Origin of the sequence: Nocardioides aequoreus, assembly GCF_000720335.1 — a bacterium.
Lineage (GTDB): Bacteria > Actinomycetota > Actinomycetes > Propionibacteriales > Nocardioidaceae > Marmoricola > Marmoricola aequoreus.
This window is the reverse complement of sequence record NZ_JOJN01000004.1, coordinates 261,915-283,661: the sequence shown is the minus strand read 5'-3', so window position 1 is coordinate 283,661 and position 21,747 is coordinate 261,915. Positions and strand designations below refer to the sequence as shown.

Annotated in this window: 23 protein-coding genes; 9 read left to right on the top strand and 14 right to left on the bottom strand. The window is 72.9% G+C overall.

The annotated features are described in order from the left end of the window. Positions 1-91: 91 nt before the first annotated feature. On the bottom strand, positions 92-586 hold the full coding sequence (locus IG63_RS0110250; protein WP_030484280.1) for a DUF1990 domain-containing protein: 495 nt from the start codon (positions 584-586) through the stop codon (positions 92-94). Then, the gene (locus tag IG63_RS0110245) at positions 583-1,104 is read right to left on the bottom strand and encodes a SixA phosphatase family protein (RefSeq protein ID WP_030484279.1); all 522 of its coding nucleotides are present in this window, start codon (positions 1,102-1,104) and stop codon (positions 583-585) included. Before IG63_RS0110245 ends, IG63_RS0110250 begins: the two co-directional genes overlap by 4 nt. A gap of 77 nt (positions 1,105-1,181) precedes the next feature. Between IG63_RS0110245 and IG63_RS0110240 the strand changes: the two genes are divergently transcribed. Both IG63_RS0110240 and cphA read left to right on the top strand, forming a co-directional pair. Continuing rightward, positions 1,182-2,168, top strand: coding sequence for a cyanophycinase (locus IG63_RS0110240; RefSeq protein ID WP_036195023.1), 987 nt, complete (start codon positions 1,182-1,184; stop codon positions 2,166-2,168). Further along, positions 2,165-4,996 carry a cyanophycin synthetase gene (cphA, locus tag IG63_RS0110235; protein ID WP_084596929.1) on the top strand — a complete coding sequence of 944 codons (2,832 nt, stop codon included), beginning with the start codon at positions 2,165-2,167 and terminating at the stop codon, positions 4,994-4,996. Before IG63_RS0110240 ends, cphA begins: the two co-directional genes overlap by 4 nt. A 19-nt stretch (positions 4,997-5,015) precedes the next feature. Here cphA and IG63_RS0110230 read toward each other — a convergent pair whose 3' ends face one another. The 4 genes from IG63_RS0110230 to IG63_RS0110215 all read right to left on the bottom strand — a co-directional run bounded on the left by IG63_RS0110230 (position 5,016) and on the right by IG63_RS0110215 (position 8,818). Next, positions 5,016-5,975 carry an alpha/beta hydrolase family protein gene (locus IG63_RS0110230; protein ID WP_030484276.1) on the bottom strand — a complete coding sequence of 320 codons (960 nt, stop codon included), beginning with the start codon at positions 5,973-5,975 and terminating at the stop codon, positions 5,016-5,018. Between the two features lie 83 nt (positions 5,976-6,058). Then, positions 6,059-6,841, bottom strand: a complete 783-nt coding sequence (locus IG63_RS0110225; protein WP_030484275.1) for an NYN domain-containing protein — start codon at positions 6,839-6,841, stop codon at positions 6,059-6,061. Further along, positions 6,838-8,592 carry a Mur ligase family protein gene (locus tag IG63_RS0110220; protein WP_030484274.1) on the bottom strand — a complete coding sequence of 585 codons (1,755 nt, stop codon included), beginning with the start codon at positions 8,590-8,592 and terminating at the stop codon, positions 6,838-6,840. The genes IG63_RS0110225 and IG63_RS0110220 overlap by 4 nt, the downstream gene beginning before the upstream one ends. Before the next feature lie 13 nt (positions 8,593-8,605). Next, positions 8,606-8,818 carry a dodecin gene (locus IG63_RS0110215; protein WP_030484273.1) on the bottom strand — a complete coding sequence of 71 codons (213 nt, stop codon included), beginning with the start codon at positions 8,816-8,818 and terminating at the stop codon, positions 8,606-8,608. A gap of 128 nt (positions 8,819-8,946) precedes the next feature. Between IG63_RS0110215 and IG63_RS0110210 the strand changes: the two genes are divergently transcribed. Together IG63_RS0110210 and IG63_RS0110205 are read left to right on the top strand one after the other, a co-directional pair. Next, the gene (locus tag IG63_RS0110210; protein ID WP_030484272.1) at positions 8,947-9,243 is read left to right on the top strand and encodes a DUF3099 domain-containing protein; all 297 of its coding nucleotides are present in this window, start codon (positions 8,947-8,949) and stop codon (positions 9,241-9,243) included. Positions 9,244-9,269: 26 nt separating this feature from the next. Beyond that, positions 9,270-9,458 (top strand): acetone carboxylase, encoded by a 189-nt coding sequence (locus IG63_RS0110205; protein ID WP_245604385.1) that lies wholly within the window; start codon positions 9,270-9,272, stop codon positions 9,456-9,458. Positions 9,459-9,586: 128 nt separating this feature from the next. Here IG63_RS0110205 and moaA read toward each other — a convergent pair whose 3' ends face one another. Next, a complete protein-coding gene (moaA, locus tag IG63_RS0110200; protein WP_051706532.1) occupies positions 9,587-10,612 on the bottom strand; it encodes a GTP 3',8-cyclase MoaA in 1,026 nt (341 codons plus the stop codon). A 72-nt stretch (positions 10,613-10,684) separates the two neighbouring features. Here moaA and IG63_RS20640 point away from each other — a divergent pair, with 72 nt between their 5' ends. Next, positions 10,685-11,599: an SURF1 family cytochrome oxidase biogenesis protein gene (locus IG63_RS20640; protein WP_030484269.1), complete on the top strand. Its 915-nt coding sequence runs from the start codon at positions 10,685-10,687 to the stop codon at positions 11,597-11,599. 16 nt (positions 11,600-11,615) lie between these two features. Here IG63_RS20640 and IG63_RS0110190 read toward each other — a convergent pair whose 3' ends face one another. Beyond that, on the bottom strand, positions 11,616-13,514 hold the full coding sequence (locus tag IG63_RS0110190; protein WP_157210103.1) for an ABC transporter ATP-binding protein: 1,899 nt from the start codon (positions 13,512-13,514) through the stop codon (positions 11,616-11,618). Between the two features lie 104 nt (positions 13,515-13,618). Then, the gene (locus IG63_RS0110185) at positions 13,619-15,217 is read right to left on the bottom strand and encodes an ABC-F family ATP-binding cassette domain-containing protein (RefSeq protein ID WP_030484267.1); all 1,599 of its coding nucleotides are present in this window, start codon (positions 15,215-15,217) and stop codon (positions 13,619-13,621) included. A 164-nt stretch (positions 15,218-15,381) separates the two neighbouring features. On the opposite strand from IG63_RS0110185, the gene IG63_RS0110180 reads away from it, so the two are divergent. Then, the gene (locus tag IG63_RS0110180; RefSeq protein ID WP_030484266.1) at positions 15,382-15,987 is read left to right on the top strand and encodes a biotin transporter BioY; all 606 of its coding nucleotides are present in this window, start codon (positions 15,382-15,384) and stop codon (positions 15,985-15,987) included. Next, the gene (locus tag IG63_RS0110175) at positions 15,984-16,169 is read left to right on the top strand and encodes an I78 family peptidase inhibitor (protein ID WP_030484265.1); all 186 of its coding nucleotides are present in this window, start codon (positions 15,984-15,986) and stop codon (positions 16,167-16,169) included. The genes IG63_RS0110180 and IG63_RS0110175 overlap by 4 nt, the downstream gene beginning before the upstream one ends. On the opposite strand, the gene IG63_RS0110170 is transcribed toward IG63_RS0110175, so the two are convergent. Continuing rightward, positions 16,156-16,599 (bottom strand): DUF6314 family protein, encoded by a 444-nt coding sequence (locus IG63_RS0110170; RefSeq protein ID WP_051706530.1) that lies wholly within the window; start codon positions 16,597-16,599, stop codon positions 16,156-16,158. The genes IG63_RS0110175 and IG63_RS0110170 overlap by 14 nt on opposite strands. Then, on the bottom strand, positions 16,596-17,480 hold the full coding sequence (locus IG63_RS0110165; protein WP_030484263.1) for a phosphotransferase: 885 nt from the start codon (positions 17,478-17,480) through the stop codon (positions 16,596-16,598). The genes IG63_RS0110170 and IG63_RS0110165 overlap by 4 nt, the downstream gene beginning before the upstream one ends. A 123-nt stretch (positions 17,481-17,603) precedes the next feature. On the opposite strand from IG63_RS0110165, the gene IG63_RS0110160 reads away from it, so the two are divergent. Next, complete coding sequence (locus tag IG63_RS0110160; RefSeq protein WP_030484262.1) at positions 17,604-19,010, top strand: amino acid permease; 1,407 nt, start codon at positions 17,604-17,606, stop codon at positions 19,008-19,010. A gap of 3 nt (positions 19,011-19,013) precedes the next feature. On the opposite strand, the gene IG63_RS0110155 is transcribed toward IG63_RS0110160, so the two are convergent. Continuing rightward, positions 19,014-19,613 (bottom strand): acVLRF1 family peptidyl-tRNA hydrolase, encoded by a 600-nt coding sequence (locus tag IG63_RS0110155; protein ID WP_245604384.1) that lies wholly within the window; start codon positions 19,611-19,613, stop codon positions 19,014-19,016. 18 nt (positions 19,614-19,631) lie between these two features. Further along, positions 19,632-20,195, bottom strand: a complete 564-nt coding sequence (locus tag IG63_RS0110150; RefSeq protein ID WP_030484260.1) for a helix-turn-helix domain-containing protein — start codon at positions 20,193-20,195, stop codon at positions 19,632-19,634. Positions 20,196-20,259: 64 nt separating this feature from the next. Here IG63_RS0110150 and IG63_RS0110145 point away from each other — a divergent pair, with 64 nt between their 5' ends. Further along, positions 20,260-20,841 (top strand): dienelactone hydrolase family protein, encoded by a 582-nt coding sequence (locus IG63_RS0110145; RefSeq protein WP_030484259.1) that lies wholly within the window; start codon positions 20,260-20,262, stop codon positions 20,839-20,841. Between the two features lie 26 nt (positions 20,842-20,867). Here the strand turns inward: IG63_RS0110145 and IG63_RS0110140 are convergent, their stop codons facing one another. Further along, the gene (locus tag IG63_RS0110140; protein WP_030484258.1) at positions 20,868-21,698 is read right to left on the bottom strand and encodes an SDR family oxidoreductase; all 831 of its coding nucleotides are present in this window, start codon (positions 21,696-21,698) and stop codon (positions 20,868-20,870) included. Between the last annotated feature and the right edge of the window lie 49 nt (positions 21,699-21,747).

Below are 21,747 nucleotides of genomic sequence, written 5' to 3'. Positions count from 1 at the left end.
GCGGTTCCCCATGTTGACTGGTGAAACTGGCACTTGCCCACGGAAGCTTCAGCCGCGAAGTGCGGGATTCCCCAGTTGACTTGGGAAACCGTCACGCGTCGTCCAGGGCACGCTCCAAGACAGCGAGGTAGCGACGTGCGAAGGCAGCCTGGGCGTACCGGGCCAGGGGCCCGGCCAGCCGGGTGAACCAGCGGCCGGGACGCGAGAAGGCCCGGACCTCGGCGTACGTCGCCAGGTCGTCCCGCTCCACCAGGAAGAGCTCCTCCCCAGACTCCGGGTGGCCGTCGAGGGTCCCGTACGCGAAGCCGGTGCGTCGCGGCTCGTCGATGACGTAGACGACCCTGGTCGGCACGGCGAGGTGAAGGCGACCGGGACCGAGTCGCATCGTCACGTCCGCGCCCGGCGCCACCACCGTGTCCGGCACCCGGAGCCCGGCACCCCGTTGCATCCCCAGGGACATGACGAAGGCACCGGCCTCCTCGAAGCAGGTGGCGTCACCGACGCGACGGCGCAACCTCAGCCCGGTGTAGCCGTCGGGCACGTCCCCGGTCCGCGTGGCACCGACCTCGGCGTACGTCAGGCTCACCCGTCGTACGCCACCAGGGTGGCGCCGCCGGCGTCGAGGGCGGCCCAGGTGCCGGGGACGTCGTAGACGGCGACGCCGGCGGGGGGCAGGCCGCCGCTGAGCCGCGCGAAGCCGGCGGGGTCGCCCGAGCCGTCGTCGAGGGTGACCGCCAGGTCGGCCGCGGTCGGGTTGTGGCCGACGTAGACGACCGAGGTCACCGACTCCGGGAGCTGGCGCAGCAGGTCGAGCACGGCGTCGGGCGAGGCGCCGTAGAGCGCCTCCTCGACGCGGACCTCCACCTCCCCGTCGAGCTCGGCGGAGACGAGCTCCCAGGTCTCGCGGGTGCGGACGGCGCTGGAGACCAGCGCCAGCGCCGGGACGCCGGTCACCCCGGCCAGCCAGCGGCCCCGCGCGGTGGCGTCGTCGCGTCCCCGCTCGGTGAGGTGTCGGTCGGCGTCGTCCGCGGCGAAGGCCTCGGCGCGGGCGTGGCGGAGCACGACCAGGCGGTGACCACCCGGGGAGCTGGGCGTGGTGGGCATGGGTCACTTTCCCACGGCCACCACCCCCCGGCACCAGGGGTCGTCCAGCGACCTCGGGCGGCCTCTAGGCTGCCCCCATGCCGCACCCAGGAGACGCCGGTCCCGACGCTCCAGCCCCCGGTCCGCTGATGGTCATCGGCGGGGCGGAGGACAAGCTCGGCAAGCGCCGCGTGCTGGCCGAGTTCGTCGAGCGGGCCGGTGGTGAGCGCGCCCGCATCGCGGTGGTCCCGACCGCCAGCTCGCTCGGACCCGAGATCGTCGACGTCTACGCCGCCGTCTTCGCCAAGCTCGGTGCGGCCGAGGTCTGGGGCGCCCGGCCCGAGGACCGCGCACAGGCCGCGGACCCCGACGTGGTCGGACTCCTCGACGACGCCACCGGGATCTTCATGACCGGCGGCAACCAGCTCAAGCTCTCCACGGTGGTGGCCGGCACGCCGTTCGGCGAGGCCATCCGGCGGGCGCACGCCCGCGGCGCCGCCGTCGCCGGCACCAGCGCCGGAGCGAGCATCCAGTCCTCGCACATGGTCGCCTTCGGACCCGGCGGCTCGACGGCGAAGCAGCGGATGACGCAGGTCGCGGCCGGGCTCGGCCTGCTGGAGCAGTGCGTCGTCGACCAGCACTTCGCCCAGCGCAACCGCTACGGCCGGCTGCTGATGATCGTGGCCCAGAGCCCGCAGCTGCTCGGCATCGGCGTCGACGAGGACACCGGTCTCGTCGTCACCCCCTCGACCGACGGTCACGTGGTGGGCGAGGTGGTGGGGCGCGGCGCCGTCACCGTGCTCGACGGCAGCGCGATGGTCACCGACGCCCACGCCGTCAAGGAGCACCGCCCGGTGCTGGCCTCCGGCGTGGTGCTGCACGCCCTGACCGCCGGGTCCCGCTTCGACCTCACCACCCGCACGCTGCTGCCGGTCGCGCCCGAGGTCGACCCGCGCGAGGCCGACGAGCTGGCGCTGGCCAACCGCGACCTGCAGAAGATGGCGCGCGACATCGCCGCGGACGACGCCTCGCCGTCCGTCTTCCGGCGACGTCGCGCCCGACGCACAGGAGGACCGACCCGATGACCCAGCAGACGCAGCCCCCCACCGGCTCCGGTGACACGACGTACCGCAGCGGTGGCCGCCCGGCCCCCGACCTCGACATCGTCGAGACCCGCGTCTACCGCGGCCCCAACGTCTGGTCCTACGAGAAGGCGATCCACCTCGTCGTCGACCTCGGCGTCCTGGAGGACTTCCCGACCAACACCCTGCCGGGCTTCAGCGAGCACCTGCTCGAGGCGCTGCCCGGGCTGCGGGAGCACTCCTGCTCGCGCGGGCGCCGCGGCGGCTTCGTCGAGCGGCTCCACGAGGGCACCTGGCTGGGCCACGTCGCCGAGCACTGCGCCCTCGCCCTGCAGCAGGTGGTCGGCCACGACATCCGGCGCGGCAAGACCCGCCAGGTCAAGGGCCACAAGGGCCGCTACAACGTGGTCTTCGGCTACGTCGACGAGACCGTCGGGCTCGCCGCCGGACGGCTCGCCTGCCGGCTGGTCAACCACCTGGTCGAGGCCGAGCCGGAGTTCGACTTCGCCGACGAGCTCGACCGCTTCATCGTGCGCGCCCAGCGCACCGCCTTCGGGCCGTCGACGCAGGCGATCCTCGACGAGGCGGTCTCGCGCGACATCCCCTGGATCCGGCTCAACCAGCACTCGCTGGTGCAGCTCGGCCAGGGCGTCCACGCCCAGCGGATCCGCGCGACGATGACCTCCGAGACCAGCTCGATCGCGGTCGACATCGCCTCCGACAAGGACCTCACCACCAAGCTGCTCGCCGCGGCGGGCCTGCCGGTGCCCAAGCAGGACTCCGTGCGCAGCGCCGACCAGGCGGTGCGCGTCGCCGAGCGGATCGGCTACCCGGTCGTCGTCAAGCCGCTCGACGGCAACCACGGCCGCGGCGTCTGCCTCGACCTGCAGGACGCCGACGCGGTGCGCGAGGCCTTCCCGGTCGCCGAGGAGCAGTCACGGCGCGGCTGGGTGATCGTGGAGTCCTTCGTCACCGGCAGGGACTACCGCTGCCTGATCATCGACGGCCGCATGGCCGCCATCGCGGAGCGGGTGCCGGCCTCGGTCACCGGCGACGGCACCAGCACCGTGCGCGACCTGGTCGACCTCACCAACGCCGACCCGCGCCGAGGGGTGGGCCACGAGAAGGTGCTCACGAGGATCAAGGTCGACGCCGCCGCGGAGGAGGTGCTCGCCTCCCAGGGGCACACCCTCGACTCGGTCCCCAGCGAGGGCGAGACGGTCAAGCTCGCGCTCACCGGCAACATGTCGACCGGCGGCATCTCCATCGACCGCACCTTCGAGGCGCACCCGGAGAACGTCGAGATCGCCGAGGAGGCGGCCCGCATGGTCGGGCTCGACATCGCCGGCATCGACTTCATCTGCCCCGACATCACCGAGCCCGTGCGCGAGACCGGGGGCGCGATCTGCGAGGTCAACGCCGCGCCCGGCTTCCGGATGCACACCCACCCGACCATCGGCGAGCCGCAGTTCATCGCCAAGCCCGTGGTCGACATGCTCTTCCCGCCGGGCGCCACCAGCCGGATCCCGATCGTGGCCGTCACCGGCACCAACGGCAAGACCACCACCAGCCGGATGGTCAGCCACATCTTCAAGGGCATGGGGCGCAAGGTCGGCATGACCTCGACCGACGGCGTCGTCATCGACGAGCGACTGGTGATCCGGTCCGACGCCTCGGGGCCGCGCAGCGCCCGGATGGTGCTGCAGAACCCCCGGGTCGACTTCGCGGTCTTCGAGGTCGCCCGCGGCGGCATCCTGCGCGAGGGCCTCGGCTACGAGCGCAACGACGTGGCCGTCGTGCTCAACGTGCAGCCCGACCACCTCGGCCTGCGTGGCATCGACACCGTCGAGCAGCTCGCCGACGTCAAGGCGGTGGTCGTGGAGGCGGTGCCTCGCGACGGGCACGCCGTGCTCAACGCCGACGACCCGCTGGTGCGCGAGATGCGCCGGCGCTGCTCGGGCCAGGTGGTGTGGTTCTCCATGGCCGAGCCCGGCTCCGAGGCGCGCGAGATGATCGACGCCCACTGCCGCCGTGGCGGCAAGGCACTGGTGCTGCAGCCCACCGACCGCGGCGAGATGATCGTGGTGCGCCACGGCTCGCGCGACATGCAGCTCGCCTTCACCCACCTGCTGCCCGCGACCTTCTCGGGACGGGCACGGATGAACGTGCAGAACTCGCTGGCCGCCGCTGCGGCCGCCTTCGCCGCGGGCGCGCCGCTGCACGACATCCGGCAGGGGCTGCGCACCTTCTCCACCAGCTACTACCTCTCCCCCGGGCGCCTCAACGAGGTCGAGGTGGCCGGCGTCAACGTCATCGTCGACTACTGCCACAACGCCCCCGGCATGCGGATGCTGGGCGACTTCGTCGACCGGGTCGGCGAGTCGCTCGACCAGGGCCACGAGCTCGGCAAGCCGTCGCGCATCGGCGTCGTCGCGACCGCCGGCGACCGCCGCGACGAGGACCTGCGCGAGCTCGGCGAGGTCGCCGCCCACCACTTCGACGTCGTCGTGGTGCGCGAGGACGAGGCGCTGCGCGGCCGCGAGCGCGGTGAGACCTCCTCGCTGGTCGCGGAGGGCGTGCGCCGGGCGATGGAGGACGGCTCGGTGCGCTGCAAGCAGCTCGAGGTGGTGCTCGACGAGATCGAGGCCGTGCGCCACGCGATGAGCCGCGCCAACAAGGGCGACCTGCTCGTCGTGTGCGTCGACCAGCACCCCCAGGTGATGGCCGAGCTGGAGACGTGGTCCGACCACGCGCAGGCCGGGGCGGCGTACGGCGACGGCGACGTCGAGGCACATCCCGCCGCCGACCCCGACTACACGCCCTCGTCGTAGCCGCTACGACTTGCCCCGCTCAGCGGTGCCGGTCGAGGAAGTCGATGATGACCTCGAGCGCCTCCCGCTGCACCTCGTCGACGACGGGCACGCCGTCGGCGTCGCACTCGGGGTAGATGTAGCCGTGCACCGGGTGGCTCCACGAGCGCCACTCCACGTCGTCGCGCTTCTCGGCGAGCAGCTCGTAGGTGAGCCGGAAGATGCCCTGCAGCTCGTCCTCGTCGCGCCCCAGGACCAGCACGGGCACGTCGACGCCGTCGAGCCGACGGGAGACCTCCTCGGGATCGGTGACGCGCGAGCGCGCGTGCTCCACGCTGCGCATCTCCAGGCTCTCGATGTCGCGCAGCCCGTCGACCGAGGCCACCGTCGGCTCGCCGTCGAGGCTCAGCGTGAGCAGCTCGTGGCTCGCGGGCTCGGCCGCCACCCCGGCGCGCAGCAGCCCGTCGTACTGCGAGAGCAGCTTGAGCAGCATCTCCCCCGCGTGGCTGACCCCGAGGTGGAAGAGCCGCTCGGCGTCCACCGACGCCTGGGCGCCGACGTGGCGCAGGATCGCGACCTCGTCCTCGTACTCGAGCGGCGCGCGGTTCATCAGCTCCATGCCCTGCCGCCCCTCGACCTTCAGCGGGCCACCGTGCTCGTAGCCGAGCTCGACCTCGGTCCGGTAGCGCGCCCAGCCGCACGCGTAGCCCGCCTCGAGCAGCACGTCGGTGACGTGGCGGAAGCGGTGGGAGCGGTCGCGCAGCCACGCCAGCCCGCCGCCGCCGTTGCCGTAGGCGACGAGGACGAAGGGGTGCGGCCCGTCACCCGCGGGCGTGCGCAGCGCGTAGGGGACGTAGAGGCCGTCGCGGGTCTCGGCCAGCAGGTAGTCGACCGGGTGGTCCGACCCGGCCAGCCGCTCGGTGAGCACGGGTCGGTCGAACGCAGGGCCGTCGAGGTCGGGGCCGTCGAAGGCGGGGCTGGACGGGGCAGCAGCGATCACGGACGTCTCCTCGGTCAGGCACTGCAAACGTGTGCAGGCTGGCAGCGACGAGCCACGGTGTCAACGGCCGCGCCGGCGGGGTCTCAACTCCCGTTGCGGCCCCGGCGGCCCTTCAGCCGGACCCACAGCTCGCCGCGACCCTTCTCCCCCGTGACCGTGCGCGTCTCCACGAAGCGCTGCGCCTTGACCAGGTCGCTGAGCTTGCCGAAGCCGAAGGTCCGCGGGTCGAAGGAGGGGTCGGTGCGCCGCAGCACGTCGCCGACCGAGGAGAGCGTCGCCCAGTCGTCGTCGTCGGCGTCGACCCGGTTGAGCGCCCGGGCGAGCTTGCTCTGCAGCGCGGCCTCCGGACGACGGCCGGAGCCCTCGCTCGGCTCGGTGTCGTCGGGGTTCGCCGGCTCCGACACCTCGGGCTCGGCCACCGGGTCCGGCTCCGTGTCGCCGAGGTTCTCCAGGTAGACGAACTGGTCGCAGGCGTCGCGGAAGGCCTTGGGCGTCTTCTTCGCCCCCAGGCCGTAGACCGTCATCCCCGACTCGCGCAGCCGGGTGGCCAGGCGGGTGAAGTCGCTGTCGCTGGAGACGATCACGAAGCCGTCGAGGTTGCCGGCGTAGAGCAGGTCCATCGCGTCGATGATGAGCGCCGAGTCGGTGGAGTTCTTGCCCTGCGTGTAGGCGAACTGCTGCATCGGGCTGATGGCGTGCTCGTGCAGCCGCTTCTTCCACCCGCCCAGCTGGTCGGTGGTCCAGTCGCCGTAGGCACGACGGACCGTCAGGTTGCCGTAGCCCGCCAGCTCCGCGAAGAGCTCGGTCGCGTGCTTCGGCGAGACGTTGTCGGCATCGATCAGGACGGAAAGCCGGGGGTCGCTCACACTTCTCCTTCGTCAAGGGCGGCGCGCACCTTGGCGGCCAGGTCGTCAGGTCCGTCGGCGGTGGCGCCCATGGAGTCGAGCCAGTCGTAGACCGGCTGGCGCTCGGCGTGGCACATCAGCCCGACGACGTCGCCAGGGCCTGCCTGCGCCACCAGGGCCTGCAGCGAGGCCAGCTCGGTGTCGTACGACGCGACGTCGGTCGCGCCGACGCGCTCGGCGCCGGTGCGGAGCAGGGCGTCGACCTCCTCGACGGTCCGGCCGCGCAGGTACTTCTGCTTGTGGCCGATGGCCACCACGTCGGCGTCGCGGCCGGCGATCTCGCCGAGCATCTCCAGCAGGTCGTCCTGCCGGTCGCCGACGGCGCCCAGGCCGAGCAGCAGCCGGGCCCCCGGTCGGCGCAGTCCGCGCATGACCTCGATCATCGCCTCGAGCCCCGCCTCGTTGTGGGCGAGGTCGACCACGACGGTGGCGTCGTCGAGGCTGAAGCAGTTCATCCGGCCCGGGTTGTGCGCCGCGTCGGGCCGGAAGCTGCGCAGCCCCGCGACGACGTACTCACGGTCGATCCGGGCGGCCAGCGCCGCGGAGGCGGCGGCCAGCGCGTTCTCGACGTTGAAGCGGGAGAGGCCGGCCAGCGTCATCGGCACGTCGACGACCTCGACCAGCGGGTCGGTGCCGTGCGCGTCGAGCACGGTGATCCAGCCGTCGATCACCGTCGTGGCCCGACCTCCCGCGCCGAGCACCTCGCGCAGCGCCGGCGAGTCCGGCTCCCGGGAGAAGACCCACGGCCGGGCCTTGGTGGTCAGCCGCATCGCGAAGACGCGCGGGTCGTCGGCGTTGAGCACCGCCCAGCCGGTCTTCTTGGTGATCCGCGGGACCACGCCCTTGACCTCGGCGAGCTGGTCGACGGTGCCGATGCCCTGCATCCCGAGGTGGTCGGCGCTGACGTTGGTCACGACCGAGACGTCGTTGGCGACCACGCCGATGCCCTTGAGCAGGATGCCGCCGCGCGCGGTCTCGGTGACCGCGAAGTCGACCGCCTTGTGGGCCAGCACGAGCCCGGCGCCCGAGGGCCCCGAGTAGTCGCCCTCCTCGACCTGCACGCCGTCGACGTAGATGCCGTCGGTGTTGGACCACCCGACGTGGTGGCCGGCGGTGCGCGCGAGGTGGGCGATCATCCGCGAGGTCGTGGTCTTGCCGTTGGTGCCGGTCACGGCCACCACGGGCACCCGCGGGCGCAGCGTCGTCGGGCCCGGACCCCGCCCGACCGCGCGCACCCGCTCGCCGGCCTCGGCCACCAGCCGGTCGACCGCGGCCTCGACGTCGCTCGCCGCGACCTCAGGCGTCGCGAGCCCGTCGAGCACGGCCACGACACCCTCGCCGAGCGCCCTGGCCCGCGAGCGGTCACGCCACGGGTAGACCACCACCAGCCGGTCGGCGTCGGAGGTGAGGCGCGTGCGCACCCCGAGCCGCGTGGTGCCGGCGGCGTGCGCCGTGCGCCGGACGAGCTGGGTCACCAGCCGCAGCAGCGCGCGCTGGCGGAAGCCGGTGCCGGGAGGGCCGGGGCGCAGCGAGCGCAGTCCGAGGGCGCTGCCGACAGCACGCACCCGCGCCTCGTCGGCCGCCGTCAGGTCGGCCACGTCGAGGGTCAGCTTGACCGCGGCACGGGAGAAGTAGAGGTTGGGCCCCTCCAGGATCCGCAGCTCGACGAGGGCGGTGGGGTCACTGCCCTCGTCGGGGGTGAAGACCGACATCTCGGACGTCGGCTCAGTCGTCCTCGAGGCGGAAGCCGATCTTCAGGCCGACCTGGAAGTGCTCCACCGTGCCGTCCTTGACCTGGCCGCGGACCTGGGTCATCTCGAACCAGTCGACGTGGCGCAGGGTCGTGGCGGCGCGCTCGACGCCGTTGCGGATCGCCTGGTCGATGCCGTCGGGCGAGGTGCCCACGATCTCGGTCACGCGGTAGGTGCGGTTGCTCATCGGGCGGCTCCTGTGCCTGCGACATGTCTGGGACTCGGGGTCCCCCGCAGTCTGGCACGGGGAACGGGTACTCCTCGTGGGTGGGACGACGGGACCGGCCCCCGCGGCCGCGACGTACTGTTGGTCGGGTGCCCTCCACGCGCAGGACCACCCGACGCGTCGACCCTGTCCGCATCACCACGGCCCCCACCAGCCACCGCGACGACCTCGACCGGCGCCGGCGCCGCTACGTCGTCTCGATGGTGGTGCGCTCGCTGTGCTTCGTGGGCGCCGTGGCCGTCGGACCCGGGTGGCTGCGCTGGGTACTCATCGCCGGGGCGGTCGTGCTCCCCTACGTCGCCGTCGTGGTGGCCAACTCCGCGGCCCCGCGCATCGAGGGCACCGACCTGCGCGGCAACGACGGCGAGCACCGGGAGCTCGAGTGAGCGAGCGCGAGACGGAGGCTGAGACCGTGACCGAGACCTGCTCCGCCAAGGGCTGCCAGCAGCCGGCGCGCCACCAGCTGCTCTGGAACAACCCCAAGCTGCACACCCCCGAGCGCCGCAAGGTGTGGCTGGCCTGCGACGAGCACCGCGAGCACCTCAGCGACTTCCTCGGCGCCCGCGGCTTCCTGCGCTCGGTGGAGCCGCACGCGTCCTGACGGCGGCGAAGTCACCGGCCGGCCGGTGAATCTGCCACTGGGACGCCGAAGTATCGGCGCTCCAGTGCCAGTTCGGGCACGCCAGTGTCCAGGATGTCCCGTACGCCGTCGCGGCGCAGGTGCGCCGCTCAGCCGCCGATGGCGGACATGGGGCGGGTGGGCTGCAGGAAGGCCACGTCGTCGATGCCGTGGCCGGGGCGCTTGGAGGCCATCGCGAGACGCCAGCGGTCGGCGATCTCCTCGTCGCTGGCCCCCGAGCGCAGGGCGCCGCGCAGGTCGGACTCCTGCCGGGCGAAGAGGCAGTTGCGCACCTGGCCGTCGGCCGTGAGCCGCACCCGGTCGCAGTCGCCGCAGAAGGGGCGCGTCACCGAGGCGATCACGCCCACGGTGGCGGGGCCGCCGTCGACCAGGAACGTCTCGGCCGGGGCACTGCCGCGGTGCTCGGGGTCGGGGGTGAGCTCGAAGTGGCGCCCGAGGATCTCGAAGATCTCCGCCGCCGTCACCATCGCCTCGCGCGACCAGTCGTGCTGCGCGTCCAGCGGCATCTGCTCGATGATGCGCAGCTGGTAGTCGCGATCGAGGCACCACTGCAGCAGCTCGGGAGCCTGGTCCTCGTTGACGCCGCGCAGCAGCACGGCGTTGACCTTGATCGGGCCGATCCCCGCGGCGTCGGCCGCCTCGAGGCCCGCGATCACGTCGTGCAACCGGTCGCGCCGCGTGATCTGCGCGAAGGTGTCGGCGCGCACGGTGTCGAGGCTGGCGTTGATGCGGTCGAGCCCGGCCTCGGCCAGGGCGGGCGCGGTGCGGGCGAGACCCAGCGCGTTGGTCGTCAGCGAGACCTCGGGCCGCGGGTCCAGCTGCGTCGTGCGCCGCACGATGTCGGTCAGGCCACGGCGCAGCAGCGGCTCGCCGCCGGTGAAGCGCACCTCGCGGATGCCGAGCATCTCGACGCCGATGCGCACCAGACGCACCACCTCGTCGTCGGTGAGGGTCTGGTCGGTGGGCAGCCAGTCGAGGCCCTCGGCCGGCATGCAGTAGTTGCAGCGCAGGTTGCAGCGGTCGGTGAGCGAGACGCGCAGGTCGGTGGCGACACGGCCGAAGCCGTCGACCAGACCAGCCCGCTCGTCGTGGACGGTGGTCGGCTCGGAGGTCACGCTCCCAGCATAGGTTCGCCAGCCAGCGGCGCCACCGTCCGTCCGGGTGGTGTGGCCGCCTACGCTCGTCCTGTGCGCTTCCTGCTCTCGCGCCGGTGGCTCGGCTTCGCCGTGGTCGTCGTGCTGCTCGCGTGGCTGGCGCTGCTCCTCGGGCAGTGGCAGTTCCACCGGCTCGACGACCGTCGCGCGGAGAACAGGGTGCTGGCCACCAACCTCGCCGCCGACCCCGTGCCGGTGGCCGACGCCCTCTCCACCGAGCGGCAGCCCACGGCCGACCAGCAGTGGCTGCCGGTGGAGGTCTCGGGCACCTGGGACGACGAGCAGACGGTGGTGCTGAAGTACCAGACGCGCGACGGCGGACCCGGCGTCGACGTCGTCACCCCCCTCGTGACGGACTCCGGGGTCGCGGTGCTGGTCAACCGAGGCTGGCTGGCCACCCCCAACTCCGGCTCGGAGACCCCCGACCCGCCGCCGGCGACGCAGGGCGAGGTGTCGATCACGGGCTACGTGCGTGCCGACGCCACGGGTGCGGCGACCACGATCGCCGACGGTGGCACCCGCGCGGTCTCGTCGCGGGCCGTCGCCGAGCTCACCGACTACCCGCTCTACCAGGGGTTCGTCGACCTGGCCTCCGAGGAGCCCGCACCGGCCACGGCGCTCGAGCCGCGACCGCTGCCCGACGACACCAGCGAGGGCCCGCACTTCTTCTACGGGCTGCAGTGGTGGTTCTTCGGCGCCCTGGCGGTCTTCGGCTTCCTGTACCTGGCCTACGACGAGACCCGCGGAGGCGCCGGCCGTGAGGCCGCCCGGCGGCGCCGGGAGCTCGTCGCGAGCCGGCGGGCGAGCCGCCGGCAGCAGCGTGCCGAGGAGGCCGCCCAGCTGGTCGCCTGGCGCTACGGCGAGCGCCCGGACCGGCCCACCGACCAGGCGCCCGAGCGCTCACCCGAGAGCCCGCAGGAGCACCCACCCGAGCGCCCGGTGCGCTGAGCGGGCACCGCCGGCCTCAGAGCGCCGGCTCGGCCTCGGGCCCGGGCTCGGAGGCGTCGGTGGCGAACTGGGTGCGGTAGAGGTGGGCGTAGAGCCCGCCGCGGGCCAGCAGCTCGGTGTGGGTGCCGCGCTGCACGATGCGGCCGCGGTCGACCACCAGGATCAGGTCGGCCTCACGCACCGTGGAGAGTCGGTGGGCGATGACGAGGGAGGTGCGGCCGCTGAGCGCCTCGTCGAGCGCCCGCTGCACGTAGTACTCCGACTCGGAGTCGAGGTGGGCGGTCGCCTCGTCGAGCACCACGATGCCCGGGCTCTTGAGCAGCAGACGGGCGATCGCGAGCCGCTGTCGCTCGCCGCCGGAGAGCCGGTAGCCGCGGTCGCCGACGACCGTCTCGAGGCCGTCGGGCAGCGAGCGCACCAGCGTCGCGACCTGGGCGGCCTCGAGCGCCCGCCAGATGCGGTCGTCGTCGGCCGACGGGTCGGCGTAGCTCAGGTTGGCGCGGATGGTGTCGTGGAACATGTGGGCGTCCTGGGTGACGTAGCCGACCGCCTGCTCCAGCGACTCCAGGGTCATCTCGCGCACGTCGCGGTCGCCCACCAGCACCGCGCCGGAGTCGACGTCGTAGAGCCGGGCGACCAGGTGGGTGATCGTGCTCTTGCCCGCGCCCGAGGGACCCACGAGGGCCACCATCTGCCCGGGCTCGGCCACGAAGGAGACCTCCTCGAGCACCTGACCCGACTCGCTCTCGGAGCCCGAGACCCGCTCCAGGCTGGCCAGCGACACGTCGGCCGCCCGCGGATAGCTGAAGTCGACCTGGTCGAACTCGACCCTGGAGGCACCTCGCGGCAGCACGGTGGCGTCGGGACGCTCGGCCACCGTGGAGCGCAGGTCGAGGACCTCGAAGACCCGCTCGAAGCTGACGAGCGCGGTCATGACGTCGACCCGCACGTTGGAGAGCCCCTGGAGCGGGCCCAGCAGCCGCAGCAGCAGCGTGGCGAGCGCGGTCAGCGTGCCGATGGTCATCGAGCCCTGCACCGCGAGGGCACCGCCCACGCCGTAGACGAGGGCCGTCGCCAGGGCGGGGATCAGCATCATCACGGCCATGAAGATGCGGGTGACCAGGCTGATGCGCACCCCGAGGTCGCGCACGACCCCGGCCCGCTCGGCGTACGCCGCGTCCTCGTCGTCGCGGCGCCCGAAGAGCTTGAGCAGTAGCGCACCGCCGACGTTGAAGCGCTCGGTCATCATGTTGCCGAGGTCGGCGTTGGCGTCCATCTGGCGGCGGGTCAGCCCGCTGATCTGCCTACCCACCCAGCGCGAGGCCAGGAGCAGCACCGGGAAGAGCGCCAGGCAGGCCAGCGTCACCTGCCAGCTGAGCACGAACATGGTGATGCCGACGACCACGACGCTGATCGCGTTGGACACCGTGCCGGAGAGCGCCGAGGTGAAGGCACGCTGCGCGCCCATCACGTCGTTGTTGAGGCGGGAGACCAGCGCGCCGGTCTGGGTGCGGGTGAAGAAGGCGAGCGAGAGCCGCTGCACGTGGGCGAAGACGCGGGTGCGCAGGTCGAAGATGAGCCGCTCACCGATGCGTGAGGAGAGGTAGCCCGAGCCCACGCCCAGCACGGCATCGACGATCGCGACGCCGGCCATCGCCAGGGCGAGCCACACCACGACCGCGACGTCGCCCGCGATGATGCCGTCGTCGAGCAGGTGCTTGATCAGCAGGGGGTTGGCCACGACGAGGGCGGCATCGAGCACCACCACGACGAGGAACGCTCCGATCAGCCGCCGCTGCGGCTGCGCGAACCCCAGCACGCGCTGCAGCGTGCCGCGGGTGATCGCCTCGTCCTGGCCGTCGGCACGCCGCTGCGCAGCGCGCAGCGCCGACCACGGCTGCATCCCACTGCCCATCGACATCCCGCCTCACTTCCGCTCGCTGCATCACAACACCCGGGTACGACACTCCTGTTCCCGGTGCGCCGCCGACGACGCTAGGAGCTCGAGTGGACTCGAGGTCAGGCGAGCGCGACCAGGTCGGCGTAATCGGGCGACCAGAGGTCCTCGTCGCCGTCGGGCAGCAGCAGCACCCGGTCGGGCTCGAGGGCGTGCACGGCGCCCTCGTCGTGGGTGACGAGCACGATCGCACCCTGGTAGGCCCGGATCGCCGCGAGCACCTCCTCGCGGGAGGCGGGGTCGAGGTTGTTGGTGGGCTCGTCGAGCAGCAGGACGTTGGCGCTGGAGACGACCAGGGCGGCCAGCGCCAGCCGGGTCTTCTCGCCACCGGACAGCACCCCTGCGGGCTTGGTGGCGTCGTCGCCGGAGAAGAGGAAGGAGCCGAGAACCGAGCGCGCCTCGGTGTCGGTGAGCTGCGGCGCCGAGCCGTGCAGGTTCTGCAGCACCGTGCGCGAGGTGTCGAGGGTCTCGTGCTCCTGGGCGTAGTAGCCGACCTTGAGGCCGTGGCCCGGCACCACCATGCCGGTGTCGGGTGAGTCGACGCCCGCCAGGATCCGCAGCAGGGTGGTCTTGCCGGCGCCGTTGAGCCCCAGGATCACCACGCGGCTGCCGCGGTCGATGGCCAGGTCGACGTCGGTGAAGACCTCCAGCGAGCCGTAGGACTTCGAGAGCTCCCGCGCGGTCAGCGGGGTCTTGCCGCAGGGCGCGGGCTCGGGGAAGGAGATCCGGGCCACGCGGTCGGCGCGACGCTCGCCCTCGACGCCCTCCAGCAGGCGCTCGGCCCGCTTCAGCATCGACTGGGCGGCCTGGGCCTTGGTGGCCTTGGCCCGCATCTTGTTGGCTTGGTCGGTGAGCTGCTTGGCCTTGCTCTCGGCGTTGACGCGCTCGCGGCGACGCCGCTTCTCGTCGGTCTCGCGCTGCTGCAGGTAGCGCTTCCAGCCCATGTTGTAGACGTCGACGACCGAGCGGTTGGCGTCGAGGTGCAGCACCTTGTTGACGCACGCGTCGAGCAGCGCGACGTCGTGGGAGATGACCACCAGACCGCCGGGGAAGGTGCGCAGGAACTCGCGCAGCCACACCACGGAGTCGGCGTCGAGGTGGTTGGTCGGCTCGTCGAGCAGCAGCGTCTCGGCGCCGGAGAAGAGGATGCGCGCCAGCTCGACGCGGCGCCGCTGGCCACCCGAGAGGGTGCGCAGCGGCCGCTCGAGCAGCCGCTCCTCGATGCCCAGGCTGGCGGCGATCTGCGCGGCCTCGGCGTCGGCGGCGTACCCCCCGGCGGCGTGCAGCTCGGCGTCGGCGTTGCCGTAGCGGCGCATGGCGCGCTCGCGCACCGCCTCGTCGTCGCTGCCCATCTCGGCCTCGGCGGCACGCAGGCGGCGTACGACGTCGTCGAGGCCGCGGGCCCCGAGGATGCGGTCGCGGGCGAGCTGCTCGAGGTCTCCCGTGCGCGGGTCCTGCGGGAGGTAGCCGACGGAGCCGGACCGGGTGACCTGCCCGCCCGCCGGGAGCGCCTCGCCCGCCAGGATGCGCGTCATCGTGGTCTTGCCGGCGCCGTTGCGCCCGACCAGGCCGACGCGGTCGCCGGTGGCGATCCGGAAGGAGACGTCGCTCATCAGCAGGCGCGCGCCGGCGCGCACCTCGAGCTGGGAGACGGTGATCACGGAGGAAGACTTTCGTGGGGAGGGCCGACCGGGCAGTCTAGGTGGCGACGGCCGCCGACGACGCATCGCCGGTGCGTCGACCACCTCACAATGCGAGGCCCTCCTCACATCTGGTAGAAACGCTGTCGTACGCGGCCCGGCCGCCCCCGACCCCCGGAGGTCCCATGTCCAGCTCCGCACTCTCCGCCCCGCTCCCCCGCCAGGGCCTGGTGCTCGCCGACCTGGTGCCGGGCACCCTGACCCGTGACGCCGCGCTCGTGGTGGGTGGCGCCGCCCTCACCGGCCTGGCTGCGCAGATCGCGATCCCGGTCGCCGGCTCGCCGGTGCCCGTGACGATGCAGACCTTCGCCGCGCTCACGGTCGGCGCGGCCCTCGGCTGGCAGCGCGCCGCGCTCGCGATGGTGCTCTACATGGGCGCCGGCATGGCCGGGATGCCGTGGTTCGCCCAGGGCACCTCCGGCGGTCTCGCGCTGCCGTCCTTCGGCTACATCATCGGCTTCCTGCTGGCCGCCACCATGATCGGCGCCCTCGCCCGCCGCGGGGCCGACCGCTCGCCGTGGCAGACGGCCGGCGCGATGCTGCTCGGCAACGCCGTCATCTACGCGGTCGGGGTGCCCTACCTCGCCGTGGCGCTCGGTGTGAGCCTCCCCGAGGCACTGGCCCTCGGGCTCACGCCGTACCTCCTCGGCGACGCGCTCAAGATCGCGCTCGCGGCCGGGCTGCTGCCGCTCACGTGGAAGCTGATGGACCGGCTGCACCGCGGCGCATGAGCTTCTCCCGCGACGACTACCTCGGCCTCGCCGCCGGCGAGGCCGAGGAGCTGGCGCGGGCGCAGGGCTGGCAGGTACGCCGCCTGCGACCCGGCCACATGGCGACGATGGACTTCCGCGACGACCGGCTCAACCTCCTCCTCGACGAGTCCGACATCGTCACCGACGTCACCCTGGGCTAGCTCCCGGGGCAGCTCCCGGGCTGGCCTCGGGTGTCAGCACGCTGGTCATCTCGTAGTCCTTCTCCGGCCCCTGCGCGGTCCATCGCACCGTCCAGCGCAGCGGCGTGCCCTCGACCGCGCCCGTGTAGGTGTCGGGTGCACAGGGGTGCACCACGGTCTCGCCCGGTGCCCAGGGATGGAAGTCGCGACCGTCCTCGAAGCGCACCCACCAGTCGCCGTCGACCCGCGCCAGCCGCAGCCCGCGCCGCGCCTCCACGTCGCCGTCGTGGCGGTGCCAGACCAGCGACTCCTCCCAGCGCAGCTCCGCGCCGGCCTCGACGATCTCGAGCGTGCCCTCGATCTCGTGGTGCTCCCCTGCCCTGCGGTCCTCGACCACGCGCTCCAGCCGCCAGCGCCCGAGCAGCGCGCGGGGGTCGGCGAGACCGCTCACAGCAGCGCCTCGATCTGCGGGAACTGCCGCTGCACCGCCCGCAGGTACGGCGCGACCGCCGGGTGGCGGAACTTCCCGGCCAGCGCGCCCTCTCCCGCCGCGGCCTGCGCGAGCGCCCACTCCGCGCGCGAGAGCACCGAGTACGCCGCCGTGACGCGCGCCGCGACGGCTGCGGACGTGCGGTCGACGCCCGGCACGCAGAAGGCGTCGAGCAGCACCTCGAAGTCCTCCCGCGAGGAGAGCGCCCAGTAGCCGACGTCGGTGCCCACCGGACCCACCCCGACCGCCTGCCAGTCGGCGGTGACCACCTCCGCACCGCGGGTCGCCAGGAAGTTTCCGGGGACGGCGTCGCCGTGCAGCCGGCCCTGCGGCAGCTGCTCGAGCCTCGCGAGCCAGTGGCTGCGCCGGTCCCACAGCGCGGCGGTGACGTCGGCCAGCGTGGTGCGCGCCAGCGTGCGCCACCCCCCGCGCTGCTCCGCGAGCTCGAGCCGGCGTCGCAGCAGGTCCCGCGACGCCCAGGCCGGCGCGTCGTACGCCGCCGACGCGAAGCTGCCCAGGCACCGGGCCACCAGCAGCCCCGTGGGCGGCTCGCCGAGCACCTCCTCGGCCCAGACCGTGACGCCGTCGGCGTCCTCCTCGACAGCGCCGAAGCCCGCCGGGACCAGGCCGGGCCCGTCGACGAAGCCGGGCGCCTGCGCGACGTGGGCCTCGCGGCGCCAGTAGCCCGGGTGGTCGGCGCGACCGACCACGGCCGGCTCGTCGACGTCGGGTCGGGCCAGCCGCTTGACGACCCAGCCGCGCCCGTCGGCCTCGACGCGCCACAGCCGCGCACCGGACGGCCCGCCGGGCAGCGGCTGCCAGTCCGGGTGCGGCTCCCACACGGGCGTCATCGTCGCAGGTCGGCGCGGTCCTGCGTGGGAGGTTCGGGTGTCGGTGCGTGGGGCGCGGACGTCCGGGGTATTGGATGCGTGGGGCAACCATCGTCGAGAGCGAGCGAGGTCACCATGGCCACCGACACCGACCAGCCCGGAGGCTCCGCGGCGACACCGGGGCTGCAGCAGGGTCTCAAGCAGCGGCACCTGACCATGATCGCGATCGGCGGCGTCATCGGCGCGGGCCTCTTCGTGGGCTCCGGCGTGGTGATCAACCAGACCGGGCCGTCGGCCTTCCTCTCCTACCTGATCACCGGGCTGCTGATCATCCTGGTGATGCGGATGCTGGGCGAGATGGCGACGGCCAATCCCTCGACCGGGTCCTTCGCCGACTACGCGCGGCGGGCACTGGGCGGCTGGGCGGGCTTCTCCGTCGCCTGGCTCTACTGGTACTTCTGGGTCATCGTCGTCGGCTTCGAGGCGGTCGCGGGCGCGGAGATCCTGCGCTTCTGGATCGACGCGCCCCTGTGGCTGGTCTCGCTGGTGCTGATGGTGCTGATGACGGCCACCAACCTGGTCTCGGTGCGCTCCTACGGCGAGTTCGAGTACTGGTTCGCCGGCATCAAGGTCTTCGCGATCATCGCCTTCCTGGTGCTGGGCACGCTCTTCGTCGTCGGCCTGTGGCCCGACAAGGACTTCGACGTCAGCCTGATGACCAGCCAGGGCGGCTTCTTCCCCAACGGCGTGGGCGCCATCTTCGCCAGCATCGTGGTCGTGGTCTTCTCGATGGTGGGCGCCGAGATCGCCACCGTCGCCGCCGCGGAGTCCAGCGACCCCGAGCGCGCGATCGCCAAGGCCACCCAGTCGGTGATCATCCGGGTCGCGACCTTCTTCGTCGGCTCGATGGTGCTGCTGGTCCTGATCGTGCCCTGGGACGACAACGAGCTCGGCGCCTCGCCGTACGTCGCCGCCTTCAGCGAGATGGGCATCCCGTACGCCGACCACCTGATGAACGCCGTCGTGCTCACCGCCGTGCTGTCGTGCCTGAACTCCGGGCTCTACACCGCCTCGCGGATGATCTTCGTGCTGGCCGACCGGCGCGAGGCGCCGCAGGTGCTGACGAAGGTGAGTGGCAGCGGCGTCCCGCGCAACGCGATCCTCTTCTCCACCGTGATCGGCTTCCTCAGCGTGGTCGCGGCGTACGTCTCCCCCGACACCGTCTTCCTCTTCCTGCTCAACTCCTCCGGCGCGGTGATCCTCTTCGTCTACCTGCTGATCTCGATCAGCCAGCTGCTGCTGCGCCGTCGTACTCCCGACGACGAGCTGGTGGTGCGGATGTGGGCCTACCCGGCACTCACCATCGTCGCGATCGTGGGCATCGTCGCGATCCTGGTGCAGATGATGTTCACCGCCGACACCCGCTCGCAGATCCTGCTGAGCCTGCTGTCGTGGGGCGTGGTCGTGGCGCTGTACGTCGTGACCAGGCGCGCCGGCGGCTCGGTCAGCGCCGAGGAGCTGGAGCGCCAGCGCAGCCGCTGACGCTCAGGCGTTGGTGACGCGCACCCGCACGCTCGTCGCGTCGCGCACGGCCTGCTCCAGCACGCTGCGGCGGGGGTCTGGCACCGGGAGCCAGGGGTCGACCACCCGCAGGCCGCGGAGCCTCGGGTCCTCGAGCACCGCGGCCACGGCGTCACGGTCGCCGCCGGTCACGACCCGCTCGACCGACTCGTCACCGGCCAGCAGCCGAGCGGCGTGGTCGGCCGCGGCGTCGTACGCCGCCCGCGCCTGGTTGGCCCGGCGCCGGGCGAAGCGCTGCTGGCTCTGCCCACCCGCCTTGGTGCGCCCCTGCACGTGGCGCTGCCCCACCTTCGACTCCGCGACCTCCGGCCCGTGCAGCCGCGCCACTGCGAAGCCGCCCTTGCGCACCAGCAGCACGCCCCAGGTCCCCTCGGGTGCGAGCGCTGCGTCGTCCCACACCTGGTCGAGCGGGCCCCGCGCCTCGAAGACCGACCCGTCGGCCGCCTCCCCGCGCAGGGCGTCGCCGCTCACCGTCGCCGTGGTCTCCCCGTGCCGGGTCGCGAAGTTCTCCCGCCAGCGCGCCCAGCGCTCGACTGGCACGAGCACCTCACGCACGTCGCTCACCCGGGACTCACTCGGGACTCACTCGGGGCTCGGCAGCCGCGGGTGGTCGGTCGGGTAGATGCCCACGGCGAAGCCGTAGACGGTGTCGCCGTCGCGCGGCAGCTCGTCGAACTCGCGCACCAAGGCGGCGATCCGGTCCCAGAACTCCCCCGCGCGCTCCTCGGGGAGTCGCGCGTGCCGGATGAAGCCCCACAGCCGTCCCTCGCGGAAGGCCGCCGCGGACTCTGCCGCGGCCACCTCGAAGTCGTTGAAGTCCGTCGGGAGGTCCTCGCCGTCGCCGCGCTCCGCCGCGACGTAGAACATCCGGGCGGTGCGCCCGTAGAAGCGCTCCTCGATGGCCCGCACCCGCCGGGTCCGGACCACGCGCAGCAGCCCGGCGTCGGCGAGCACCTTGACGTGGTGCGCGACCGTGCTCTTGGGCCGTTCGACGGCCGCGGCGAGCTCGGTCACCGTGGCGGCGCGCTCGTGCAGCAGGCGCAGCAGCGTCGTCCGCAGCGGGTTGCCCAGCGCGCGGACCTGCTCGGCCGTGGTGAGGGCGAGACGCTCGTCGAGCTCGTAGTCGGGAGGGGGGTTGCTGGCCATGGCGGCATCAGTCTAGTCTCACAGAACGTTCGGGATTGTTGGATCAATAGCAAGGACTCGCGCCATGACCGAGGTCGTCCTCTACCACCACGTCCAGGGGCTCACCGACGGCGTCGCCGCCTTCGCCGAGGAGCTGCGCGGGGCCGGGCACACCGTGCACACGCCGGACCTCTTCGACGGCCGCACGTTCGCGACGATCGACGAGGGCATGGCCCACGCCCACAGCATCGGCTTCGGTGTGCTGCTCGAGCGTGGCGTGGCCGCCGCGCCCTCCTCGTCGTCGGACGGACTGGTGTACGCCGGCCTCTCGATGGGCGCGATGCCCGCCCAGCAGCTCGCCCAGACCCGCCCCGACGCACGCGGCGCGCTGCTGCTGCACGCCTGCCTCCCGGTCTCGGAGTTCGGCGAGCGGTGGCCCGAGGGCGTCCCGGTGCAGGTGCACGGCATGGACGCCGACCCCTTCTTCGCCGAGGAGGGCGGCGACCTCGACTTCGCCCGCGAGCTCGTCGCCTCCACCGACCAGGCGGAGCTCTTCCTCTACCCGGGCGACCAGCACGTCTTCACCGACTCCTCGCTGCCGGCGTACGACGCCGACGCCGCGCGGCTGCTGACCGACCGCGTGCTCCGCTTCCTCGATCGCCTCTGACCGCGCCCGCTCGCGCGGCGTCGCGCTCAGACTCCGATACCGCCGGCCCAGACGGCGTCCAGGGCACGCGACGGCAGCAGCGCCTTCGCCCCGAGGATCGCGCGGGCGTCGCCCCCGACCAGCGTGCGGGGCCGCATCCGCGGCCGGTCGAGCTGGCGCTCGACGGCTACCGCGACCTGCTCGGGTGGCTTGGCGTTCTGGTGGATCTTCTCGATCAGCCGGCGCTCCCCGGCGAAGTGCGGCGCGTAGAGCTCGCGGTGCTCAGGGGCGAGGCCGGCCTCGAGGTCGTCGAGGGTCCGGTCCATCTCGTGCCAGGGGTCGGTGTCGATGACTCCCGGCTCCACGAGACCCACCTGCACCCCGAAGGGCCGCAGCTCCACCCGGAGGCAGTCGGCCACCGCCTCGGTCGCGTACTTGGAGGCGTTGTAGATGCCGGTGAAGGGGAAGGAGACCCGGCCGTTGATCGAGGAGACGAAGACCACCCGCCCCCGGGCCCGGCGCAACCGGGGCAGCACTCCCCGGGTCAGCGCGAGCGGTCCCACGAGGTTGACGTCGAGCTGGCGGTGCATGTCGTCGCGCGACAACGTCTCCAGAGGACCCGCGACGGCGACGCCCGCGTTGTTGACCAGAGCGTCGAGTTGCGGCGGCAGCAGTCGGTCGAGCGCCTCGAGGTGCGCGGGGACGGTCACGTCGAGCTCGACGGGCGTGATCATCTCGGACTCGGCGGCCAGGTCCTGCGACGCAGCGTCGGTGCGGACACCGCCGTAGACGCGCCAGCCGGAGCGTGCCAGGCGGACGGCGATTGCCCGGCCGATGCCGCGGCTCGCGCCGCTCACCAGGACGGTTCGGGTGCTCATGGACGGACTCTGGGGCCGACCAGACCGGTGGCGACGAGTAGTGCACTAC

Coding starts and splice junctions, on each gene's coding strand:
- IG63_RS0110245 (WP_030484279.1), bottom strand. CDS start 1,104: ATGCCCACCACGCCCAGCTCCCCGGGTGGTCACCGCCTGGTCGTGCTC.
- IG63_RS0110240 (WP_036195023.1), top strand. CDS start 1,182: ATGCCGCACCCAGGAGACGCCGGTCCCGACGCTCCAGCCCCCGGTCCG.
- cphA (WP_084596929.1), top strand. CDS start 2,165: ATGACCCAGCAGACGCAGCCCCCCACCGGCTCCGGTGACACGACGTAC.
- IG63_RS0110220 (WP_030484274.1), bottom strand. CDS start 8,592: ATGTCGGTCTTCACCCCCGACGAGGGCAGTGACCCCACCGCCCTCGTC.
- IG63_RS0110215 (WP_030484273.1), bottom strand. CDS start 8,818: ATGAGCAACCGCACCTACCGCGTGACCGAGATCGTGGGCACCTCGCCC.
- IG63_RS0110190 (WP_157210103.1), bottom strand. CDS start 13,514: ATGGGCAGTGGGATGCAGCCGTGGTCGGCGCTGCGCGCTGCGCAGCGG.
- IG63_RS0110180 (WP_030484266.1), top strand. CDS start 15,382: ATGTCCAGCTCCGCACTCTCCGCCCCGCTCCCCCGCCAGGGCCTGGTG.
- IG63_RS0110175 (WP_030484265.1), top strand. CDS start 15,984: ATGAGCTTCTCCCGCGACGACTACCTCGGCCTCGCCGCCGGCGAGGCC.
- IG63_RS0110160 (WP_030484262.1), top strand. CDS start 17,604: ATGGCCACCGACACCGACCAGCCCGGAGGCTCCGCGGCGACACCGGGG.
- IG63_RS0110150 (WP_030484260.1), bottom strand. CDS start 20,195: ATGGCCAGCAACCCCCCTCCCGACTACGAGCTCGACGAGCGTCTCGCC.
- IG63_RS0110145 (WP_030484259.1), top strand. CDS start 20,260: ATGACCGAGGTCGTCCTCTACCACCACGTCCAGGGGCTCACCGACGGC.
- IG63_RS0110140 (WP_030484258.1), bottom strand. CDS start 21,698: ATGAGCACCCGAACCGTCCTGGTGAGCGGCGCGAGCCGCGGCATCGGC.